The 16,523-nt window shown below is 64.6% G+C and carries 14 protein-coding genes; 6 read left to right on the forward strand and 8 right to left on the reverse strand.

All coding sequences use genetic code 11. From position 1 onward, the window contains the following. Positions 1-10: 10 nt before the first annotated feature. The 7 genes from phaC to ACFZCE_RS09365 form a co-directional block, all read right to left on the reverse strand. Positions 11-1,696, reverse strand: coding sequence for a class II poly(R)-hydroxyalkanoic acid synthase (gene phaC, locus ACFZCE_RS09335; protein ID WP_390938239.1), 1,686 nt, complete (start codon positions 1,694-1,696; stop codon positions 11-13). A 132-nt stretch (positions 1,697-1,828) separates the two neighbouring features. Next, complete coding sequence (locus ACFZCE_RS09340) at positions 1,829-2,203, reverse strand: gamma-butyrobetaine hydroxylase-like domain-containing protein (protein WP_390938241.1); 375 nt, start codon at positions 2,201-2,203, stop codon at positions 1,829-1,831. 82 nt (positions 2,204-2,285) lie between these two features. After that, positions 2,286-3,620 (reverse strand): ATP-dependent protease ATPase subunit HslU, encoded by a 1,335-nt coding sequence (gene hslU, locus ACFZCE_RS09345; protein ID WP_390938243.1) that lies wholly within the window; start codon positions 3,618-3,620, stop codon positions 2,286-2,288. A 22-nt stretch (positions 3,621-3,642) separates the two neighbouring features. Next, positions 3,643-4,173, reverse strand: coding sequence for an ATP-dependent protease subunit HslV (gene hslV, locus ACFZCE_RS09350; protein ID WP_390938245.1), 531 nt, complete (start codon positions 4,171-4,173; stop codon positions 3,643-3,645). Between the two features lie 141 nt (positions 4,174-4,314). Continuing rightward, complete coding sequence (locus ACFZCE_RS09355; protein WP_390938247.1) at positions 4,315-4,992, reverse strand: SPOR domain-containing protein; 678 nt, start codon at positions 4,990-4,992, stop codon at positions 4,315-4,317. 1 nt (position 4,993) lies between these two features. After that, positions 4,994-6,730 (reverse strand): arginine--tRNA ligase, encoded by a 1,737-nt coding sequence (gene argS, locus ACFZCE_RS09360; protein WP_390938249.1) that lies wholly within the window; start codon positions 6,728-6,730, stop codon positions 4,994-4,996. Between the two features lie 105 nt (positions 6,731-6,835). Then, complete coding sequence (locus ACFZCE_RS09365; protein WP_390938250.1) at positions 6,836-9,055, reverse strand: primosomal protein N'; 2,220 nt, start codon at positions 9,053-9,055, stop codon at positions 6,836-6,838. 156 nt (positions 9,056-9,211) lie between these two features. Here ACFZCE_RS09365 and rpmE point away from each other — a divergent pair, with 156 nt between their 5' ends. Both rpmE and ACFZCE_RS09375 read left to right on the forward strand, forming a co-directional pair. Then, on the forward strand, positions 9,212-9,430 hold the full coding sequence (gene rpmE, locus ACFZCE_RS09370) for a 50S ribosomal protein L31 (RefSeq protein WP_390938252.1): 219 nt from the start codon (positions 9,212-9,214) through the stop codon (positions 9,428-9,430). A 255-nt stretch (positions 9,431-9,685) separates the two neighbouring features. Then, positions 9,686-10,954, forward strand: coding sequence for a malic enzyme-like NAD(P)-binding protein (locus tag ACFZCE_RS09375; RefSeq protein WP_390938254.1), 1,269 nt, complete (start codon positions 9,686-9,688; stop codon positions 10,952-10,954). 75 nt (positions 10,955-11,029) lie between these two features. Here ACFZCE_RS09375 and ACFZCE_RS09380 read toward each other — a convergent pair whose 3' ends face one another. Next, positions 11,030-13,480 carry a PBP1A family penicillin-binding protein gene (locus tag ACFZCE_RS09380; RefSeq protein ID WP_390938638.1) on the reverse strand — a complete coding sequence of 817 codons (2,451 nt, stop codon included), beginning with the start codon at positions 13,478-13,480 and terminating at the stop codon, positions 11,030-11,032. Positions 13,481-13,663: 183 nt separating this feature from the next. On the opposite strand from ACFZCE_RS09380, the gene ACFZCE_RS09385 reads away from it, so the two are divergent. From ACFZCE_RS09385 to ACFZCE_RS09400, 4 genes are read left to right on the forward strand one after another with little or no spacing between them, the layout of a single operon-like run. After that, complete coding sequence (locus ACFZCE_RS09385; RefSeq protein ID WP_390938256.1) at positions 13,664-14,728, forward strand: type IV pilus assembly protein PilM; 1,065 nt, start codon at positions 13,664-13,666, stop codon at positions 14,726-14,728. Continuing rightward, positions 14,728-15,297, forward strand: a complete 570-nt coding sequence (locus tag ACFZCE_RS09390) for a PilN domain-containing protein (RefSeq protein WP_390938258.1) — start codon at positions 14,728-14,730, stop codon at positions 15,295-15,297. Before ACFZCE_RS09385 ends, ACFZCE_RS09390 begins: the two co-directional genes overlap by 1 nt. A 2-nt stretch (positions 15,298-15,299) precedes the next feature. After that, positions 15,300-15,968: a type 4a pilus biogenesis protein PilO gene (locus ACFZCE_RS09395; RefSeq protein ID WP_390938640.1), complete on the forward strand. Its 669-nt coding sequence runs from the start codon at positions 15,300-15,302 to the stop codon at positions 15,966-15,968. Continuing rightward, complete coding sequence (locus ACFZCE_RS09400; RefSeq protein WP_390938261.1) at positions 15,965-16,492, forward strand: pilus assembly protein PilP; 528 nt, start codon at positions 15,965-15,967, stop codon at positions 16,490-16,492. The genes ACFZCE_RS09395 and ACFZCE_RS09400 overlap by 4 nt, the downstream gene beginning before the upstream one ends. Positions 16,493-16,523 lie beyond the last annotated feature (31 nt).

Raw genomic sequence — 16,523 nt, forward strand, 5'->3', positions numbered from 1 at the left:
TGGCGCGGCGTTAGCGTTCGTGCACGTAGGTGCCGGGCGCCGCTTCGGTGGCCGGGTAGGCTTTGCTGCCAAGCAGGGCGGGGGCTTTTTTCAGCTTGCCGGAACGTTCGCCCAACCATTGCGCCCAGTGTAGCCACCAGGAGTCGGTGTGCTTGATGGCGTCTTCCTGCCAGGCTTCGGCGTTGGCCGGCATGCGCGGGGTGTTGCTGGTCATGAAGCGCGCCTTGGGGTTGCCGGGTGGGTTGAGGATGCTCTGGATGTGCCCGCTGCTGGAGAGCACGAACTCAACGTTGCCGCCAAACAGCTGCGCCGAGCGGTAGCAGGCCGGCCAAGGGGTGATGTGGTCGTTGCTGCCGGCCACGCAGAACACATCCGCGGTGACCTGGCGCAGGTCGATCGGGGTGCCGCACACCTCCAGCGCGCCGGGGCGGGCCAGGGGGTTGTTGCGGAACATCTCGATCAAATCGCCATGGAAGGCCGCCGGCAGGCGTGTGGTGTCGTTGTTCCAGAAGAGGATGTCGAACACCGGCGGCTCGTTGCCGAGCAGGTAGTTGTTCACCCAGTAGTTCCAGATCAGGTCGTTCGGGCGCATCCAGGCGAACACCTTGGCCATGTCGCGGCCTTCGAGTACGCCGGCCTGGTAAGAGTGGCGCTTGGCCGACTCCAGGGTTTGTTCATCGACGAACAACGCCACGTCGCTGTCGAGGTTGGTGTCGAGCACGCTCACCACCAGGGTGGTGGCGTTGACCTTCGGTGTGCCCAGCGCGGCATAGTGGCCCAGCAACGCGCTGCAGGTGATGCCGCCGGAGCAGGCGCCAAGCAGGTTCACGTCCTTGCTGCCGGTCAGCGCGCAAACCACGTCGACCACGTCCTTCAGCGCCTCGATGTAGGTCGACAGCCCCCACTCGCGCTGCGCCTTGGTCGGGTTGCGCCAACTCACGATGAACGTGGGCACCTGCTGAGTGAGCAGGAAGCGCACCAGGCTTTTTTCCGGGCTGAGGTCGAACACGTAGAACTTGTTGATTTGCGGCGGCACCACCAGCATCGGCCGCTCGAAGGTGTGCTCGGTCAGCGGCTTGTACTGGATCAGCTCCAGCACCTCGTTGCGGTAGATCACCGCGCCCTCGCTCACGCCGAGGTTCTTGCCCACCTCGAAGGCGCTCATCTTCACCTGGCTGGGCATGCCGCCGTTGTGCACCAGGTCTTTGGTGAGGTGGGTGAGGCCGTCGAGCAGGCTTTTGCCGCCGGTTTCATAAAAGCGCTTGATCGCCGCGGGGTTGGCCAGGCTGTTGCTGGGGGCCAGGGCTTCGGTGAGCAGGTTGATCACGAAGTGCCCACGGTGGATGTCTTGTGGGCTCAGTTCACTGGCCTCGATCCAGGCGTGCAGCTCTTTGCGCCAGGCAAGGTAGGTTTGCAGGTAACGCCGATAGAGGTAGTTCTGGGTCCAGGCGGGGTCGAGAAAACGCTTGTCGGTTTTTTCCGGCGCCAGCGCCGAGGTGCCGAGCAGTACGTTTTTCAGTTCCGTGCCGAGGTTGGCCAGGTGCTTGGCGCTGTGCAGCGGCTGGCGCATCGCCTGGCGCAGTACCATGCGCGCCGAGGAGAGCAAATCCTTGCGCCGCAGCCCGATGATCGGGTTCAGCCCCAGTGTGTTCTTTGCGATCTGGCTCTTGAGTTCATCCGAGTGCTTGTTGCTCATCCGCCTTGCTCCATCCGCCAGCTTGCCGGTGTCGGTGGGGCGCGACACACCGACGCCCCAACGGGCACTGGTAACGAAGTTCGAGCGAATGCGCAAGCAAGCCTATTTTCAGCGAGCCCGCAAGTTTTTATTTCATAGCATCAGCCGAACGGCCGATTCCGAAGGGTCGCGAGACTTGCCCGCTTTGTGCAGCTCGGCCAGGTAGTCGGCCCACAGGGCGTCTTGGCGGGTGCACAGCTCGTAGAGGTAGTCCCAGGTGAACAGGCCGCTGTCGTGGCCGTCGTCGAAGGTCAGCTTGAGCGCGTACTGGCCGGCCGGCTCGACCTTGTTCAGCCCCACGCCCAGCTTGCCGAATTGCAGGATCGGCTTGCCGTGGCCCTGCACCTCGGCCGAAGGCGAATGCACGCGCAAGAACTCGGCCGGCAGCGTGTAGGTGGTGCCGCCATAGGTAAGGGCCAGGGCCTTGCTGGCTTTGTGCAGGTGGATGGCGGAAGGTAGGGCTGGCATGGAAAAGGCTCGGCAGGTAAGGGGCAAGTGGCAAGCTACAAGCGGCGGCCACTTGCCCCTTGCAGCTTACCCCTTGCAACGCTCAGAGAATATACCGCGACAGGTCTTCGTTCTGCGCCAGCTCGCCCAGGTGCGCGTTAACGTACTCGGCGTCGATCAGGATCGGCGCATCGCCTTGCGCACCGGCCAGGTCGCCGGCGCTGAACGACACTTCTTCGAGCAGCCGCTCGAGCAGCGTGTGCAGGCGGCGGGCACCGATGTTTTCGGTTTTTTCGTTCACCTGCCAGGCGATTTCCGCCAAGCGCTTGATGCCTTCCGGGGCGAACTCGATGCCCAGCCCTTCGGTTTTCAGCAGCTCACGGTACTGCTCGGTGAGCGAAGCGTGCGGCTCGCTGAGGATGCGCTCGAAGTCACCTGGGGTCAGTGCTTTCAGCTCAACGCGGATCGGCAGCCGGCCTTGCAGCTCGGGCACCAGGTCGCTTGGCTTGCTCAGGTGGAAGGCGCCGGAGGCGATGAACAGGATATGGTCGGTTTTGACCATGCCCAGCTTGGTGTTCACTGTGCAGCCTTCGATCAGCGGCAGCAGGTCGCGCTGTACACCCTCCCGCGACACATCGGCGCCGCCAACGTTACCGCGCTTGGCCACCTTGTCGATTTCGTCGATGAACACGATGCCGTGCTGCTCGACCGCTTCGAGGGCCTTGGCCTTGAGTTCTTCCTCGTTGACCAGGCGCCCGGCTTCTTCGTCGCGCACCAGCTTGAGTGCTTCCTTGACCTTCAGCTTGCGCGCCTTGCGCTTGCCCTTGCCCATGTTGGCGAAGAGGTTCTGCAGCTGGTTGGTCATTTCTTCCATGCCCGGCGGCGCGGAGATGTCGACGCCCATGGCTTCGGCCACTTCGATCTCGATCTCTTTGTCGTCGAGCTGGCCTTCGCGCAGGCGCTTGCGGAACAACTGCCGGGTGTTGGAATCGGCGCTGGCCGGGGCGTCGTCGCCAAAGCTGCGGGCTTGCGGCAGCAGCGCGTCGAGGATGCGTTCTTCGGCGGCGTCTTCGGCGCGGTGGCGTACCTTGATCACTTCCTGCTCACGCAGCAGCTTCAGCGCGGCGTCGGCCAGGTCGCGGATGATCGACTCGACGTCGCGGCCCACATAGCCCACCTCGGTGAACTTGGTGGCTTCAACCTTCAGGAACGGGGCATTGGCCAGCTTGGCCAGGCGCCGGGCGATTTCGGTCTTGCCCACGCCGGTGGGGCCGATCATCAGGATGTTCTTCGGGGTGACTTCTGCGCGCAGCTCGGCCGGTAGTTGCATGCGCCGCCAGCGGTTGCGCAGGGCGATGGCCACGGCGCGCTTGGCGTCGTCCTGGCCGATGATGTGGCGGTTGAGTTCGTGGACGATTTCACGGGGGGTCATGGACATGGGCGTGCTTGGGCCTTACGCATCACTGCGCCAGGTCCTGCTCCTCGATGGTCAGGTTGTGGTTGGTGAACACGCAGATGTCGGCCGCGATGTTCAGTGCCGCCTCGGTGATTTCACGGGCAGACAAATCGGTTTTGTTCAGCAGGGCGCGGGCCGCGGCCTGGGCGAAGCCGCCGCCGGAACCCATGGCGATCAGGCCGTCTTCGGGTTCGACCACGTCACCGTTGCCGGTGATGATCAGCGAGGCGTCTTTGTTTGCCACCGCCAGCATGGCTTCGAGGCGGCTCAGCGAGCGGTCGGTGCGCCAATCTTTGGCCAGCTCGACGGCGGCGCGAATCAGGTGGCCCTGGTGTTTTTCCAACTGGCCTTCAAAGCGCTCGAACAGGGTGAAGGCGTCGGCGGTGGCCCCGGCGAAGCCGGCGATCACTTCGCCGTGGTACAGGCGGCGGACCTTCTTCGCGTTGCCTTTCATCACGGTGTTGCCCAGGGAAACCTGGCCGTCACCGCCCATGACGACTTTGCCGTGGCGGCGGATGGATACGATGGTGGTCAAGGGGAGAATCTCCACGCAGCGGGGCGAAAATGCCCTATGAGCGTGGATATGGGGATGGCCAGGGCAAGGTTCAAGCTTCAAGGGGCAAGAGATGTGTGCCCCGGGGGCAGGGCCCTTCGCCAGGCGAAGGGCCCTTGAACCTCAGCGGGTCTGGCGTTGCTGCAACAGCAAGTTATTGAAGCCGCTGCCGGCGAGCATCTTCTGCGCCGCGGTCAGTTGCTCGCGGTTGCTGAACGGCCCGACCAGTACCCGGTACCAGGTGTCGTCTTTCACCGTGCCCGACTCCACCTGCACCGCCTGGCCCAGCAGGATGATTTGCGCGCGCACGCGGTCGGCATCGGCCTGGCGGCGGAACGAGCCCGCCTGCAGGAAGTACTGGGTGGTGGCCGCCGGCTTGACCACCGGTGGCGCCGGCGGCGGGGTTTGCCCAGACAGCGCCGCCTGGGCGCGGGCGGTGTCGATTTTCGCCGCCACCTCCGGGGTGACCGGCTGGGCCGGCACCGGTGGGGTTTTTTCCGGCACCGCTTCCGGCGGCACGATCACCTCGGACTCCGGCAGCAGGGTGTAGAAGTCGTACTTCGGCTTGATCTGCGCCGGGCTCGGCGGCAGCTTGTTGGCCTCGGCGATCTTGTCGGCCTTCTGCTGCTCGGGCTTGGTGCGCTTGACCTCGTCCCGGCTGGGGTCGAGCTTCATCAAGAACACGATAAAGGCGCCGACCGTGAGGCCGACCGCCAGCCATACCCATCCTGGAATCGGCTTTTTCGCGGGAGGTTGGTTGCGGCTGGCGCCTCGTTTGGGTGCAGGTTTCTTCGCAGCCAACTTACATGCGCTCCAGGGTTTCGAGGCCCAGCAGCTCCAGGCCCTGTTTGAGGGTGCGGCCGGTCAGTGCCGCCAGGCGCAGGCGGCTGGCCTGCTGCTCGGGGGTGGCCGCGGTGAGGATCGGGCAGTTCTCGTAGAAGCTGGAGAACAGCCCGGCGATGTCGTACAGGTACGCGCACAGGGTGTGCGGGGTGCCTTTGTCGGCCACGGTGTTGAGGGTTTCGGCGAACTGCGCCAGGCGCGCGGCCAGGGCTTGTTCCTGTTCGGCCTCGAGGACGATCTGGCCCTCAGCTTCCTCGAAGCTTTTGCCGACCTTGCGGAACACCGCCGCCACGCGGGTGTAGGCGTACAGCAGGTAAGGCGCGGTGTTGCCTTCGAAGTTCAGCATCAATTCGAAGTTGAACGAGTAGTCGCTGGTGCGGTGCTTCGACAGGTCGGCGTACTTGATCGCGTCGATGCCCACTACCCGGCCGATTTCGCGCAGGCTGGCGTCGTCGAGCTCGGGGTTTTTTTCTTTCACCAGGGCATAGGCGCGCAATTCGGCTTCGTTGATCAGGTCGACCAGCTTCACGGTGCCGCCGTCGCGGGTTTTGAACGGCCGGCCATCGGCGCCGTTCATGGTGCCAAAGCCCATGTGCTCGGGCTGCATGCCGTTGCTGATGAAGCCCGCGCGGCGCGCCACCTCGAACACCTGCTGGAAGTGCAGCGCCTGGCGTTGGTCGACGAAGTACAGGGCGCGGTCGGCCTTGAGTACGTTGCTGCGGTAGCGCACGGCGGCGAGGTCGGTGGTGGCGTAGAGGTAACCGCCGCCGGCCTTTTGCACGATCACCGGCAGCGGGTTGCCTTCGGCGTTCTTGAATTCGTCGAGGAACACGCACTGGGCGCCTTCGCTCTCGACCAGCAGGCCCTGGCTGCGCAGGTCGGCCACAACGCTGGGGAGGTCGTCGTTGTAGGCGCTCTCACCCATCACGTCGTTTGGGGTGAGCTTCACGTTCAGGCGTTCGTAGGTGGCCTGGCAGTGCGACAGCGACAGGGCGTTGAAGCGCTTCCACAGGGCCAGGCAGTCTGGGTCGCCGGCTTGCAGCTTGACCACCAGGCCGCGGGCGCGCTCGGCGAAGGCTTCGGATTCGTCGAAGCATTTTTTCGCGGCGCGGTAGAAGTTCTCGAGGTCGGCCAACTCGTCGCTGTCGGTGGGGTGGTCTTGCATGTAGGCCAGCAGCATGCCGAACTGGGTGCCCCAGTCGCCCACGTGGTTCTGGCGGATCACCGTGTCACCGAGAAACTCCAGCACATTGGCCACGGCATCGCCGATGATGGTCGAGCGCAGGTGCCCCACGTGCATCTCTTTGGCCAGGTTTGGTGCGGACAAGTCGACCACCACGCGCTGCGCCGGGCCGGCCTTGGTCACGCCCAGCTTGGCGTCGGCCAGCGCGGCCTCGAGGCGGGCGGCCAGCGCGCCGGTGTTCTGGAAGAAATTCAAAAAGCCCGGCCCGGCGATGTCGACCTTGCTCACCTGCTCGCTCTCCGGCAGCGCCGCGATCAGCTTCTCGGCCAGGTCGCGCGGCTTCATGCCGGCGGGCTTGGCCAGCATCATGGCGATGTTGCTGGCGAAATCACCGTGGCTTTTGTCGCGGGTGTTCTCGACCTGGATCACCGGCGACAACCCTTCGGGCAGCACGCCCTGGGCCACCAGGTGGGCAAGGGCTTGTTGGATCAGCAGGCGAATGGTGTCTTTCATGGTGGTCTCGTTCGACCGCTGCGAGGCGCGGCGCATCGGGGGCAGGTGTATGAAACCGGGCATTATCCTGTTCCATGCCGGCCTTGCCAACCCTGGCACTTTGAATCAGAACAGGTCGACCGGGTCGACATCCAGCGACCAGCGCACCACGCGGCCGCTGGGCAGTTGTTCCAGTTCGAGCATCCAGGCGGCGAGCAAACGGTGCAGGCCGGCGCGGGCGTTGGCCTGCAGCAACAGCTGCGCGCGGTAGCGGCCGGCGCGCCGCTCCATGGGGGCCGGCACCGGCCCCAGCAGTTCCACGCCCTCGGTGCCCTGGGCGCGCAACCAGCCCTCAGCGAGCGCGCAGGCCTGGTCGAGAAAGGCCTCGGCCTGGCCGGGCTTGTGCGCCTCGGCGCGCAGCAGCGCCAGGTGCGCGAACGGCGGCCAGCCGGCGCTGCGGCGCTCGCTCAGGGCCTGTTCGGCGAAGGCGAAGTAGCCTTCTTCGGTGAGCTGCACCAGCAGTGGGTGGTCGGCCAGGTGGCTCTGGATGATCACCTTGCCGGGCTCTTCGGCGCGGCCGGCGCGGCCGGCCACCTGCACGATCAACTGCGCCATGCGCTCCGGGGCGCGAAAATCGGCGGAAAACAACCCGCCGTCGGCATCGAGAATCGCCACCAGCGTAACCCGCGGGAAGTGGTGGCCCTTGGCGAGCATCTGCGTGCCCACCAGGATGCACGGCTCGCCGCGGTTGACCGTGGCGAACAGCTCTTCCATGGCGTTCTTGCGCTGGGTGCTGTCGCGGTCCACCCGTAACACGGGCACGTCTGGGAACAGCACCTGCAGGCGCTCTTCGGCGCGCTCGGTGCCGGCCCCCACCGGGCGCAGGTCAACGCAGCGGCACTTGGGGCAGGCGCGCGGCTTGGGTTCGCTGTGGCCGCAGTGGTGGCAGCGCAGTTCGCCGGAGCGCTGGTGCACGGTGGTGCGCGCGTCGCAGCGCGGGCATTCGCTCAGCCAGCCGCACTCGTGGCAGAGCAGTGTGGGGGCGAAGCCACGGCGGTTGAGAAACACCAGCACCTGCTGGCCCTGGGCGAGGGTTTGGCCGATCGCCTGTTGCAGCGGTGGGCTGATGCCGCTGTCGAGCGGGCGGCTTTTTACGTCCAGGCGCAAGAACCGTGGCGGCTGGGCCTGGCCCGCCCGGTGTTGCAGGCGCAGCAGGCCGTAGCGGCCGTTATAGGCGTTGTGCCAGCTTTCCAGCGACGGCGTGGCCGAGCCCAGCAGCACCGGTACGTTCTCTTGCCGCGCGCGCACGATGGCCAGGTCCCGGGCGTGGTAACGCAGGCCCTCCTGCTGTTTATAGGAGCCGTCGTGTTCTTCGTCGATGATGATCAGCCCCGGGCGCTTCATTGGGGTGAACAGCGCCGAGCGGGTGCCGATGATGATGTCGGCGTCGCCATCGCGGGCGGCCAGCCAGGCGTCGAGGCGCTCGCGGTCATTCACCGAGGAATGCAGCAGGGCGATGCGCGCGTTGAAGCGCTGGGCGAAGCGGCTGAAGGTTTGCGGGCCGAGGTTGATTTCCGGGATCAGCACCAGCGCCTGCTTGCCGGCCTTGAGGGTTTGGTGGATCAACTGCAGGTACACCTCGGTTTTACCGCTGCCGGTCACCCCGGCCAATAGATAGCAGTGAAACCGCCCCAGCCCGGCCTGCACCGCCTGGTAGGCGGCTTGCTGCTCGCTGTTCAGCGGCAGCTCGGGCTGGGCCAGCCAGTGCTCGTGGCGCGCGCTGGGTGGCTGGGTGCGGGTTTCCACCGCCACCAGGCCCTTGGCCAGCAGGCTGTCGAGGGTGTTCTTGGCCAATTGCAGCGGGGTGAGCTGGGAGTGCGCCACGCCGTGGGGGTGCTGCGCCACCGTGGCCAGGGCCTCGCGCTGGCGCGGGGCGTTCTTGATTCGCGGGTCGTCGGCGCGGGCGTTGGGCGCGGCGATCCAGTAGCGTTCCTGGCGCGCCTGCGCCGGCTCGCCCTGGCGCAGCAGCACCGGCAGCGCCCAGCTCAGGGTATCGCCCAGGCTGTGCTGGTAGTACTGGGCGGTCCACAGGCACAGCTCGAGCACGCTGGCCGGCAGCGGGCTTTCGTGGTCGAGGCGGGCGCTGGCCGGGCGCAGTTTTTCCGTGGGCACGTCGCTGTGCTCGGCCACTTCCACCAGCACGCCGATCATCTCGCGGCGGCCGAACGGCACCCGCAGGCGCATGCCCGGGGTGAAGGCCTCGCGGCCCAGGCCCGCGGGCGCCAGGTAGTCGAACAGGCGCCGCAGCGGCGAGGGCAGGGCGACGCGCAGGATGATGGCGGGCAAGGCAGTGCTCACGGGGCTAAAGGGCCAAGCCTACCAGACCGCTGGCAGGGGGCGCAGCTTGATTATCCGGCGCGCTCTGATAGTATTCGCAGCCCAAATACGTGCGGTATCCGGCAATGGTGCCGGGTGGCGGCACGCAGTGCAGAGGAATCAACCATGAAGCCTGAAATCCACCCGAAGTACGAAGCCCTCACCGCTACCTGCAGCTGCGGTAACGTGATCGAAACCCGTTCCACCATGAAAGGCCCGCTGGGCCTCGACGTGTGCAACGAGTGCCACCCGTTCTACACCGGCAAGCAGAAGACCCTCGACACCGGCGGTCGCGTACAGCGCTTCACCGATCGTTTCGGCGTATTCGGTGCCAAGAGCAAGTAAGGCTCTGGAGCCTGCCTTCGGGCAGGTACAGAAAAAGGCGCCCGCGAGGCGCCTTTTTCTTGCCCGGATGTTCGGTTGTATACAATTTTAAACCTGGGTGTATTCTGTTTTTGCCCCGCGCTGAGGTGCGACAACTTGGCAGAAAGTCTAACGGCTTACCACTTGACAGCCGTGACCGGCCAGTCTTGTAGGCTATTTTCTTTGTGCGTATGCTCGTCGGTCCGAAAAGTTCAACAGTAAAAGCGGAACGCCACCATGACAGACCTGAAAACTGCCGCTCTCGAATACCATGCCCAACCCCGCCCGGGGAAGCTGAGCGTAGAACTCACCAAGGCCACCGCCACCGCGCGTGACCTGTCTCTGGCTTACAGCCCTGGCGTTGCCGAGCCGGTGCGCGAAATCGGTCGCGACCCCGAGCTGGCCTACAAGTACACCGGCAAGGGCAACCTGGTCGCCGTGATCAGCGATGGCACCGCCATCCTCGGCCTGGGTAACCTCGGCCCGCTGGCGTCCAAGCCGGTAATGGAAGGTAAAGGCGTGCTGTTCAAGCGTTTCGCCGGCATCGACGTGTTCGACATCGAAGTCGACTCGGAAAGCCCGCAAGCCTTCATCGACACCGTCAAGCGCATCTCCATCACCTTCGGCGGCATCAACCTCGAAGACATCAAGGCCCCTGAGTGCTTTGAGATCGAGCGCGCGCTGATCGAACAGTGCGACATCCCAGTGTTCCACGACGACCAGCATGGCACCGCCATCGTCACCGCCGCCGGCATGCTGAACGCCCTGGAAATCGCCGGTAAAACCCTCAAGGCCGCGAAGATCGTGTGCCTGGGCGCCGGCGCCGCGGCTATCTCCTGCATGAAGCTGCTGATCAGCATGGGCGCCAAGGTCGAGAACATCTACATGATCGACCGCGTGGGCGTGATCCACTCCGGCCGTGACGACCTGAACCAGTACAAGTCGGTGTTCGCCCACGAAACCGACAAGCGCACCCTGGCTGACGCCCTCGACGGCGCTGACGTGTTCGTTGGGCTGTCCGGCCCGAACCTGCTGAGCGCCAAAGGCCTGAAAACCATGGCCACCAACCCGATCGTGTTCGCCTGCTCCAACCCAGACCCGGAAATCTCCCCGGAACTGGCCCACGCTACCCGCAGCGACGTGATCATGGCCACCGGCCGTTCGGACTACCCGAACCAGGTCAACAACGTGCTGGGCTTCCCGTTCATCTTCCGTGGTGCGCTGGACGTACGCGCCAAGCGCATCAACGAAGAGATGAAGATCGCCGCCGCCCTGGCCCTGCGCGACCTGGCCAAGCTGCCAGTGCCCAAGGAAGTGTGCAAGGCGTACAAGGTCGATTCGCTGGAGTTCGGCCGCGAGTACATCATTCCGAAGCCGCTCGACGCGCGCCTGCTGACGCTGGTGTCCGATGCCGTGGCCAAGGCCGCGATCAAAAGCGGTGTGGCCACCCAGGGCTACCCGAAGCACTACCCGCTCAACAGCGTGGATGAAGTGTTCAACGGCTGAGGTTCAGCCGGTTGAAAAAAAGCCCCGGCCATTGGCCGGGGCTTTTTTGTCAGGGCTGGCTTTGTAACGCCGGGATCAGAACAGATCCATCGGCGCCCCTTCGCCCGCCGGCAGCGGGCTGCCAGGTGCCTGGCCGTTGCCCAGTTCGTTGACCGACGGCGGCGTGTCTTCGCTTTTGAACAGTTCGAAGTAGGCATCCGGGGTGCTGGCCGTGGCCGCGCGGCCGCTGGCGGGGTCTACCCGCACGCTGACCACGCCCTCGGGCTCGGCCTGGGTGTGCGACGGCTTGCCCTTGAGCGCCGCGCCCATGTAGTCCATCCAGATCGGCAGCGCCACGGTGCCACCAAACTCATGGCGGCCAAGGGTGTCGGGTTGGTCGAAACCGGCCCATACGGTGGTGACGTAGTCGGCGTTGTAGCCGGAGAACCAGGTGTCTTTCGAGTCGTTGGTGGTACCGGTTTTGCCGGCCAGGTCATCGCGGTTGAGTGCCAGCGCGCGGCGGCCGGTGCCCTTCTTGATCACGTCCTCGAGCATGCTGTTGAGGATGAATGTGGTGCGCCCGTCGACCACCCGCTCGGCCAGCGCTGGCGCCACCGGTGCCGGTTGCAGCGCGGCGGTGGTGTCGTTGCTGCTGGCCACGCTGAGGGTGGCGGCCGGTTGGCTGGCGGCCTGCTGCATGCGTGCTTCTTCTTCCTGCGGCGTAGGCACCCGTGGCGCGTTGGCGGTGAACAGGGTGTCGCCGCTGCGGCTTTCGATCTTGGCGATCAGGTACGGCTGCACCTTGAAGCCGCCGTTGGCGAAGGTGCTCCAGCCGGTGGCGATTTCCATCGGCGTCAGCGTTGCGGTACCCAAGGCCAGCGACAGGTTGCGCGGCAGGTCTTGCTTGTTGAAGCCGAAGCGGCTGATGTAGTCGATGGTGTGGTCTACGCCCAGGCTTTGCAGCACGCGGATCGACACCAGGTTGCGCGACTTGTACAGCGCTTCGCGCAGGCGGATCGGGCCGAGGAAGGTGTTGGTGTCGTTTTTCGGCCGCCAGACTTTATCGAGGTATTCGTCGACGAACACGATCGGCGCGTCGTTGACCAGGCTGGCGGGGGTGTAACCGCTGTCGAGCGCCGCGCAGTAGATGAACGGCTTGAAGCTCGAGCCCGGCTGGCGCTTGGCCTGGATGGCGCGGTTGTAGTTGCTCTGTTCGAAGGCGAAGCCGCCGACCAGCGCGCGGATCGCGCCGTCGTGCGGGTCGAGCGACACCAGCGCGCTTTGCGCGTTGGGCACCTGGCTGAACTTCAGGCTGCCGTCGGCCTGGCGCTGTACGCGCACCAGGTCGCCCACCTGCGCCACCTCGGCCGGTTGCGCCGGCGCCTTGCCCACGCTGTTGGCGTTGATGTACGGGCGTGCCCATTTCATGCTGTCCCAGGCCACGTGCTCGTCTTTGCCGTCGCGGGTGGTCACGGTGATGCCGTCTTTGCTCACCTGCGCGACGATGGCCGGGTCGAGCCCGCCCACGGTGCGTTGGCGCTGCAGTTCGGTGACCCAGGCCTCGTGGGTTTTGCCCGGCAGGCGCGACTCTGGCCCACGGTAGCCGTGGCGCTGGTCGTAGCTGATCAGCCCGGCCAGCACGGCGTTGTTGGCATTGGCCTGGAGGTCGCTGGGCACCGTGGTGGTCACCCGGAAGCCCTCTGTATAGGCGTCGCTGCCATAGCGGCCGACCATCTCGGCGCGGGCCATTTCGGCGATCCACGGCGCGTTCACCTCAGGCGTTGGCGCGTGGTAGCTGGCGTTGATCGGCTCGGCGATCGCCGCCTGGTAGCTGGCCTGGTCGATTTTACCGAGGCGGTACATGCGCCCCAGGATCCAGTCGCGGCGCTCTTTGGCGCGGGTCGGGTTGGCCAGCGGGTTGAAGCGCGACGGCGCCTTCGGCAGGCCGGCGAGCATGGCCATCTGCGCCAGGGAGATGTCCTTGATCGACTTGCCGTAGTACACCTGCGAGGCCGCCTCGATGCCGTAGGCGCGGTTGCCGAGGTAGATCTTGTTCACGTACAGCTCGAGGATTTCATCCTTGGTGAGCTGGCGTTCGATCTGCAGGGCAAGCAGGATTTCGTTACTTTTACGGGAGAAGCTGCGTTCGCTGGTGAGGAAGTAGTTCTTCGCCACCTGCATGGTGATGGTGCTACCGCCCGTCTGAATGTGGCCGGTGGTCACCAACTGGCCGGCGGCGCGCACCAGGCTGCTCGGGTCGACGCCGAAGTGGTTCTCGAAATTGTCATCCTCGGCGGATAACAGTGCAGCGATGAATTGCGGCGGGATCTCTGCGAATTTGATAGGCGATCGGCGCATTTCGCCGAATTCTGCTATCAATTTCCCATCACTGCTGTATACCCTGAGAGGAATTTGCAGTTGGACACTTTTTAGTGCCTCGACGGACGGCAGGCTGGGGCTAAGATACAGGTACGCACCGCTCAGGCCGAGCAGCAACCCGCAAACAACCGCGAGGATGGACCAGCAAACGAACTTGAGCAGGCGGATCAAGGCTTTTGGATTTCCAGTAAAAATAATGGGTTAACCACGCGGGCTGAGCGCGTGGAAAAAAGCGCTGGGCATTATAAGCAATTTGGTACGGAGCGTCATTTGCGCTTCTGTCAAGACTGCTATTAAATGCCTTGTAACATAAATGGTCCGTAAGTCGCGGATAATGCTAGGGAATCGGTAGTGCTAGGACTCTTCAGCAAAAAAGCGCATTCGCTTCTGGGGATCGATATCAGCTCAACCTCGGTCAAGCTCCTCGAATTGAGCCGCTCTGGCGGCCGTTTCAAGGTCGAGTCTTACGCCGTGGAGCCGCTCCCCGCCAATGCCGTGGTCGAGAAAAACATTGCCGAGCTCGAAGGGGTCGGCAATGCGCTGGCGCGCGTGCTGGTCAAGGCGAAAACCTCCACCAAGGCGGTGGCCGTGGCCGTGGCCGGCTCAGCGGTGATCACCAAGACCATCGAGATGGACGCCGGGCTGTCTGACGACGAAATGGAAAACCAGCTCAAGGTCGAGGCCGACCAGTACATCCCCTACCCGCTCGAAGAGGTAGCCATCGACTTCGAGGTGCAGGGCTATTCGGCGCGCAACCCCGAGCGGGTCGAGGTGCTGCTGGCCGCCTGCCGCAAGGAAAACGTCGAGGTGCGCGAGACCGCCCTGGCTGTGGCCGGGCTGACCGCGCGGGTGGTTGACGTCGAGGCCTATGCGCTGGAGCGCGCCTACGGCATGATCGCCACCCAGTTGGGTGAGCCCGGCCGGCCGCTGACCGTCGCCGTGATGGACATCGGCGCCACCATGACCACCCTCAGCGTGCTGCACGACGGGCGCATCATCTACACCCGCGAGCAACTGTTCGGCGGCCGCCAGCTGACCGAGGAAATCCAGCGCCGCTACGGCCTGAGCGTCGAGGAAGCCGGCCTTGCCAAGAAGCAGGGTGGCCTGCCCGACGACTACGTGGCCGAGGTGCTGCAACCGTTCAAGGATGCCGTCGTGCAACAGGTTTCGCGTTCGTTGCAGTTTTTCTTCGCCGCCGGGCAGTACAACGATGTCGACTACATCATGCTCGCCGGCGGTACCTCGTCGATCCCCGGGCTCGACCAACTGGTGCAGCAACGCCTCGGCACGCCGACCATGGTGGCCAACCCGTTCGCCGAAATGGCCCTCAACAGCAAGGTCAACGCCGGTGCGCTGGCCAGCGACGCACCGGCGCTGATGATCGCCTGCGGGTTGGCGCTGAGGAGCTTCGACTGATGGCAACCATTAACCTCTTGCCGTGGCGCGAACAGCGCCGCGAAGAACGAAAGAAGCAATTCTTCGTGCTGCTGGGCGCCGTGGCGGCCTTCTGCGTGCTGGTGGTGTTCGCCGCCGACCAAGTGATCAGCGCCGAAATCGCCACCCAAACCGCTCGCAACAACTTCATCGCCCAGGAAAACGCCAAGCTCGACGTGCGCATCAAGGCCATCAGCGACCTCAAGGCGCGGCGCAAGCAGCTGATCGCGCGGATGAAGATCATCCAGGACCTGCAAGGCAACCGGCCGATCATCGGCCGGGTGTTTGACCAGATGGCGCGCACCTTGCCCGACGGCGTGTATTACACCGAGGTGAAGATGGTCGGGCAGAACATCGCCATCAGTGGCGCGGCACAGAACAACAACCGGGTGTCCGAGCTGATGCGTAACCTCGAGGGTTCGCCGTGGCTGACCGCGCCGAGCCTCAGCGAGGTGAAGGCCGGCAGCGGCGAGAGCGAGCAGAACAACGCCTTCCAGCTCAACGTGCGGCAAACCCGGCCCCAAGGCGATGGGGAGGCTGACGGCCAATGAAAATCGACCTCAAGGGGTGGATCGAGAGCCTGCGCCAGGTCGAGCTGAGCGAGCTCGACGTCAACAACATTGGCTCCTGGCCCAATGCGATCAAGGGCATCGCCGCCGTGCTGCTGATGCTGATCCTGCTGGGCCTGGGTTATTACCTGCACATCCAGGACCTCGAAGCCGACCTCGACAACCGCATCGGCCAGGAAGACCAGCTCAAGCAGCAATATCAGAGCAAAGCGTTCCAGGCCGCGAACCTGGAGGCCTACACTGCCCAGATGCAGGAAATGGAAACCACCTTCGGCGCCATGCTGCGGCAGTTGCCCAGCGACACCGAAGTGCCGGGCCTGCTCGAAGACATCACCCGTACCGGCCTGGGCGCCGGCCTGCAGTTCGAAGAAATCAAACTGCTGCCGGAGGTGACCCAACAGTTCTACGTTGAGCTGCCGATACAGATGACCGTCACCGGCAGCTACCATGACCTGGCCACGTTCGTCAGTGGCGTGTCGAGCCTGCCGCGTATCGTTACCCTGCACGATTTCGACATCAAGCCGGCCAGTGAAGGTTCACCGAGCCAGTTGCGCATGAGCGTGCTGGCAAAAACATACCGTTACAACGAGAAAAACGACGCCGCGGCCAGCGCCGCGCCCGCCAAGCCCGCCGCACCGGGAGGCCAGCCATGAAGCCATGGAGCAAACCCCTGTGCCTGGCCGTGCTGGCGATGGCGCTCAGCGGCTGTGGTGGCGACGATTACAGCGACATCAAGGCGTTCATGGCCGAGGTGAACGCCAAGCCCAAGGGCCAGATAGAACCGATACCGCGGTTCCAGGCCTACGAGCCGTTCACCTACATGGCCTCGAACCTGCGCAGCCCGTTCCAACCGCCGATCCGTATCGATCTGGCGGCCAAGCCGAAAGGCTCGCGGTTGATCAAGCCCGACCCGAACCGGGTCAAGCAGTTTCTCGAAGGCTTCAATATCGAAGAGTTCGAGATGGTGGGTACGCTGGCAAACCCGGCCGGCCGCTTTGCGCTGGTCAGGGGCGCCGGCGGCGTACACCGGGTGAAGGTAGGCGATTATCTCGGGCAGAATGATGGCAAAATCGTGGCTATCACGGATGCCGAAGTCGATGTGGTCGAACTGGTGCCAGATGGGGAGGGCGGCTGGATCGAGCGCCCGCGCACCATCCCCCTCAAGGAGCATTCGTAAGGTGTGGTCAGCATGCATAGTGGAATTCGAT

This window comes from Pseudomonas sp. NPDC007930, from assembly GCF_042958985.1.
Classification (GTDB): domain Bacteria; phylum Pseudomonadota; class Gammaproteobacteria; order Pseudomonadales; family Pseudomonadaceae; genus Aquipseudomonas.

Bases quoted from the DNA above. Each gene is read 5' to 3' on its own strand.
- phaC (WP_390938239.1), bottom strand. From the start codon at position 1,696: ATGAGCAACAAGCACTCGGATGAACTCAAGAGCCAGATCGCAAAGAAC.
- ACFZCE_RS09340 (WP_390938241.1), bottom strand. From the start codon at position 2,203: ATGCCAGCCCTACCTTCCGCCATCCACCTGCACAAAGCCAGCAAGGCC.
- hslU (WP_390938243.1), bottom strand. From the start codon at position 3,620: ATGTCCATGACCCCCCGTGAAATCGTCCACGAACTCAACCGCCACATC.
- argS (WP_390938249.1), bottom strand. From the start codon at position 6,730: ATGAAAGACACCATTCGCCTGCTGATCCAACAAGCCCTTGCCCACCTG.
- rpmE (WP_390938252.1), top strand. From the start codon at position 9,212: ATGAAGCCTGAAATCCACCCGAAGTACGAAGCCCTCACCGCTACCTGC.
- ACFZCE_RS09375 (WP_390938254.1), top strand. From the start codon at position 9,686: ATGACAGACCTGAAAACTGCCGCTCTCGAATACCATGCCCAACCCCGC.
- ACFZCE_RS09390 (WP_390938258.1), top strand. From the start codon at position 14,728: ATGGCAACCATTAACCTCTTGCCGTGGCGCGAACAGCGCCGCGAAGAA.
- ACFZCE_RS09400 (WP_390938261.1), top strand. From the start codon at position 15,965: ATGAAGCCATGGAGCAAACCCCTGTGCCTGGCCGTGCTGGCGATGGCG.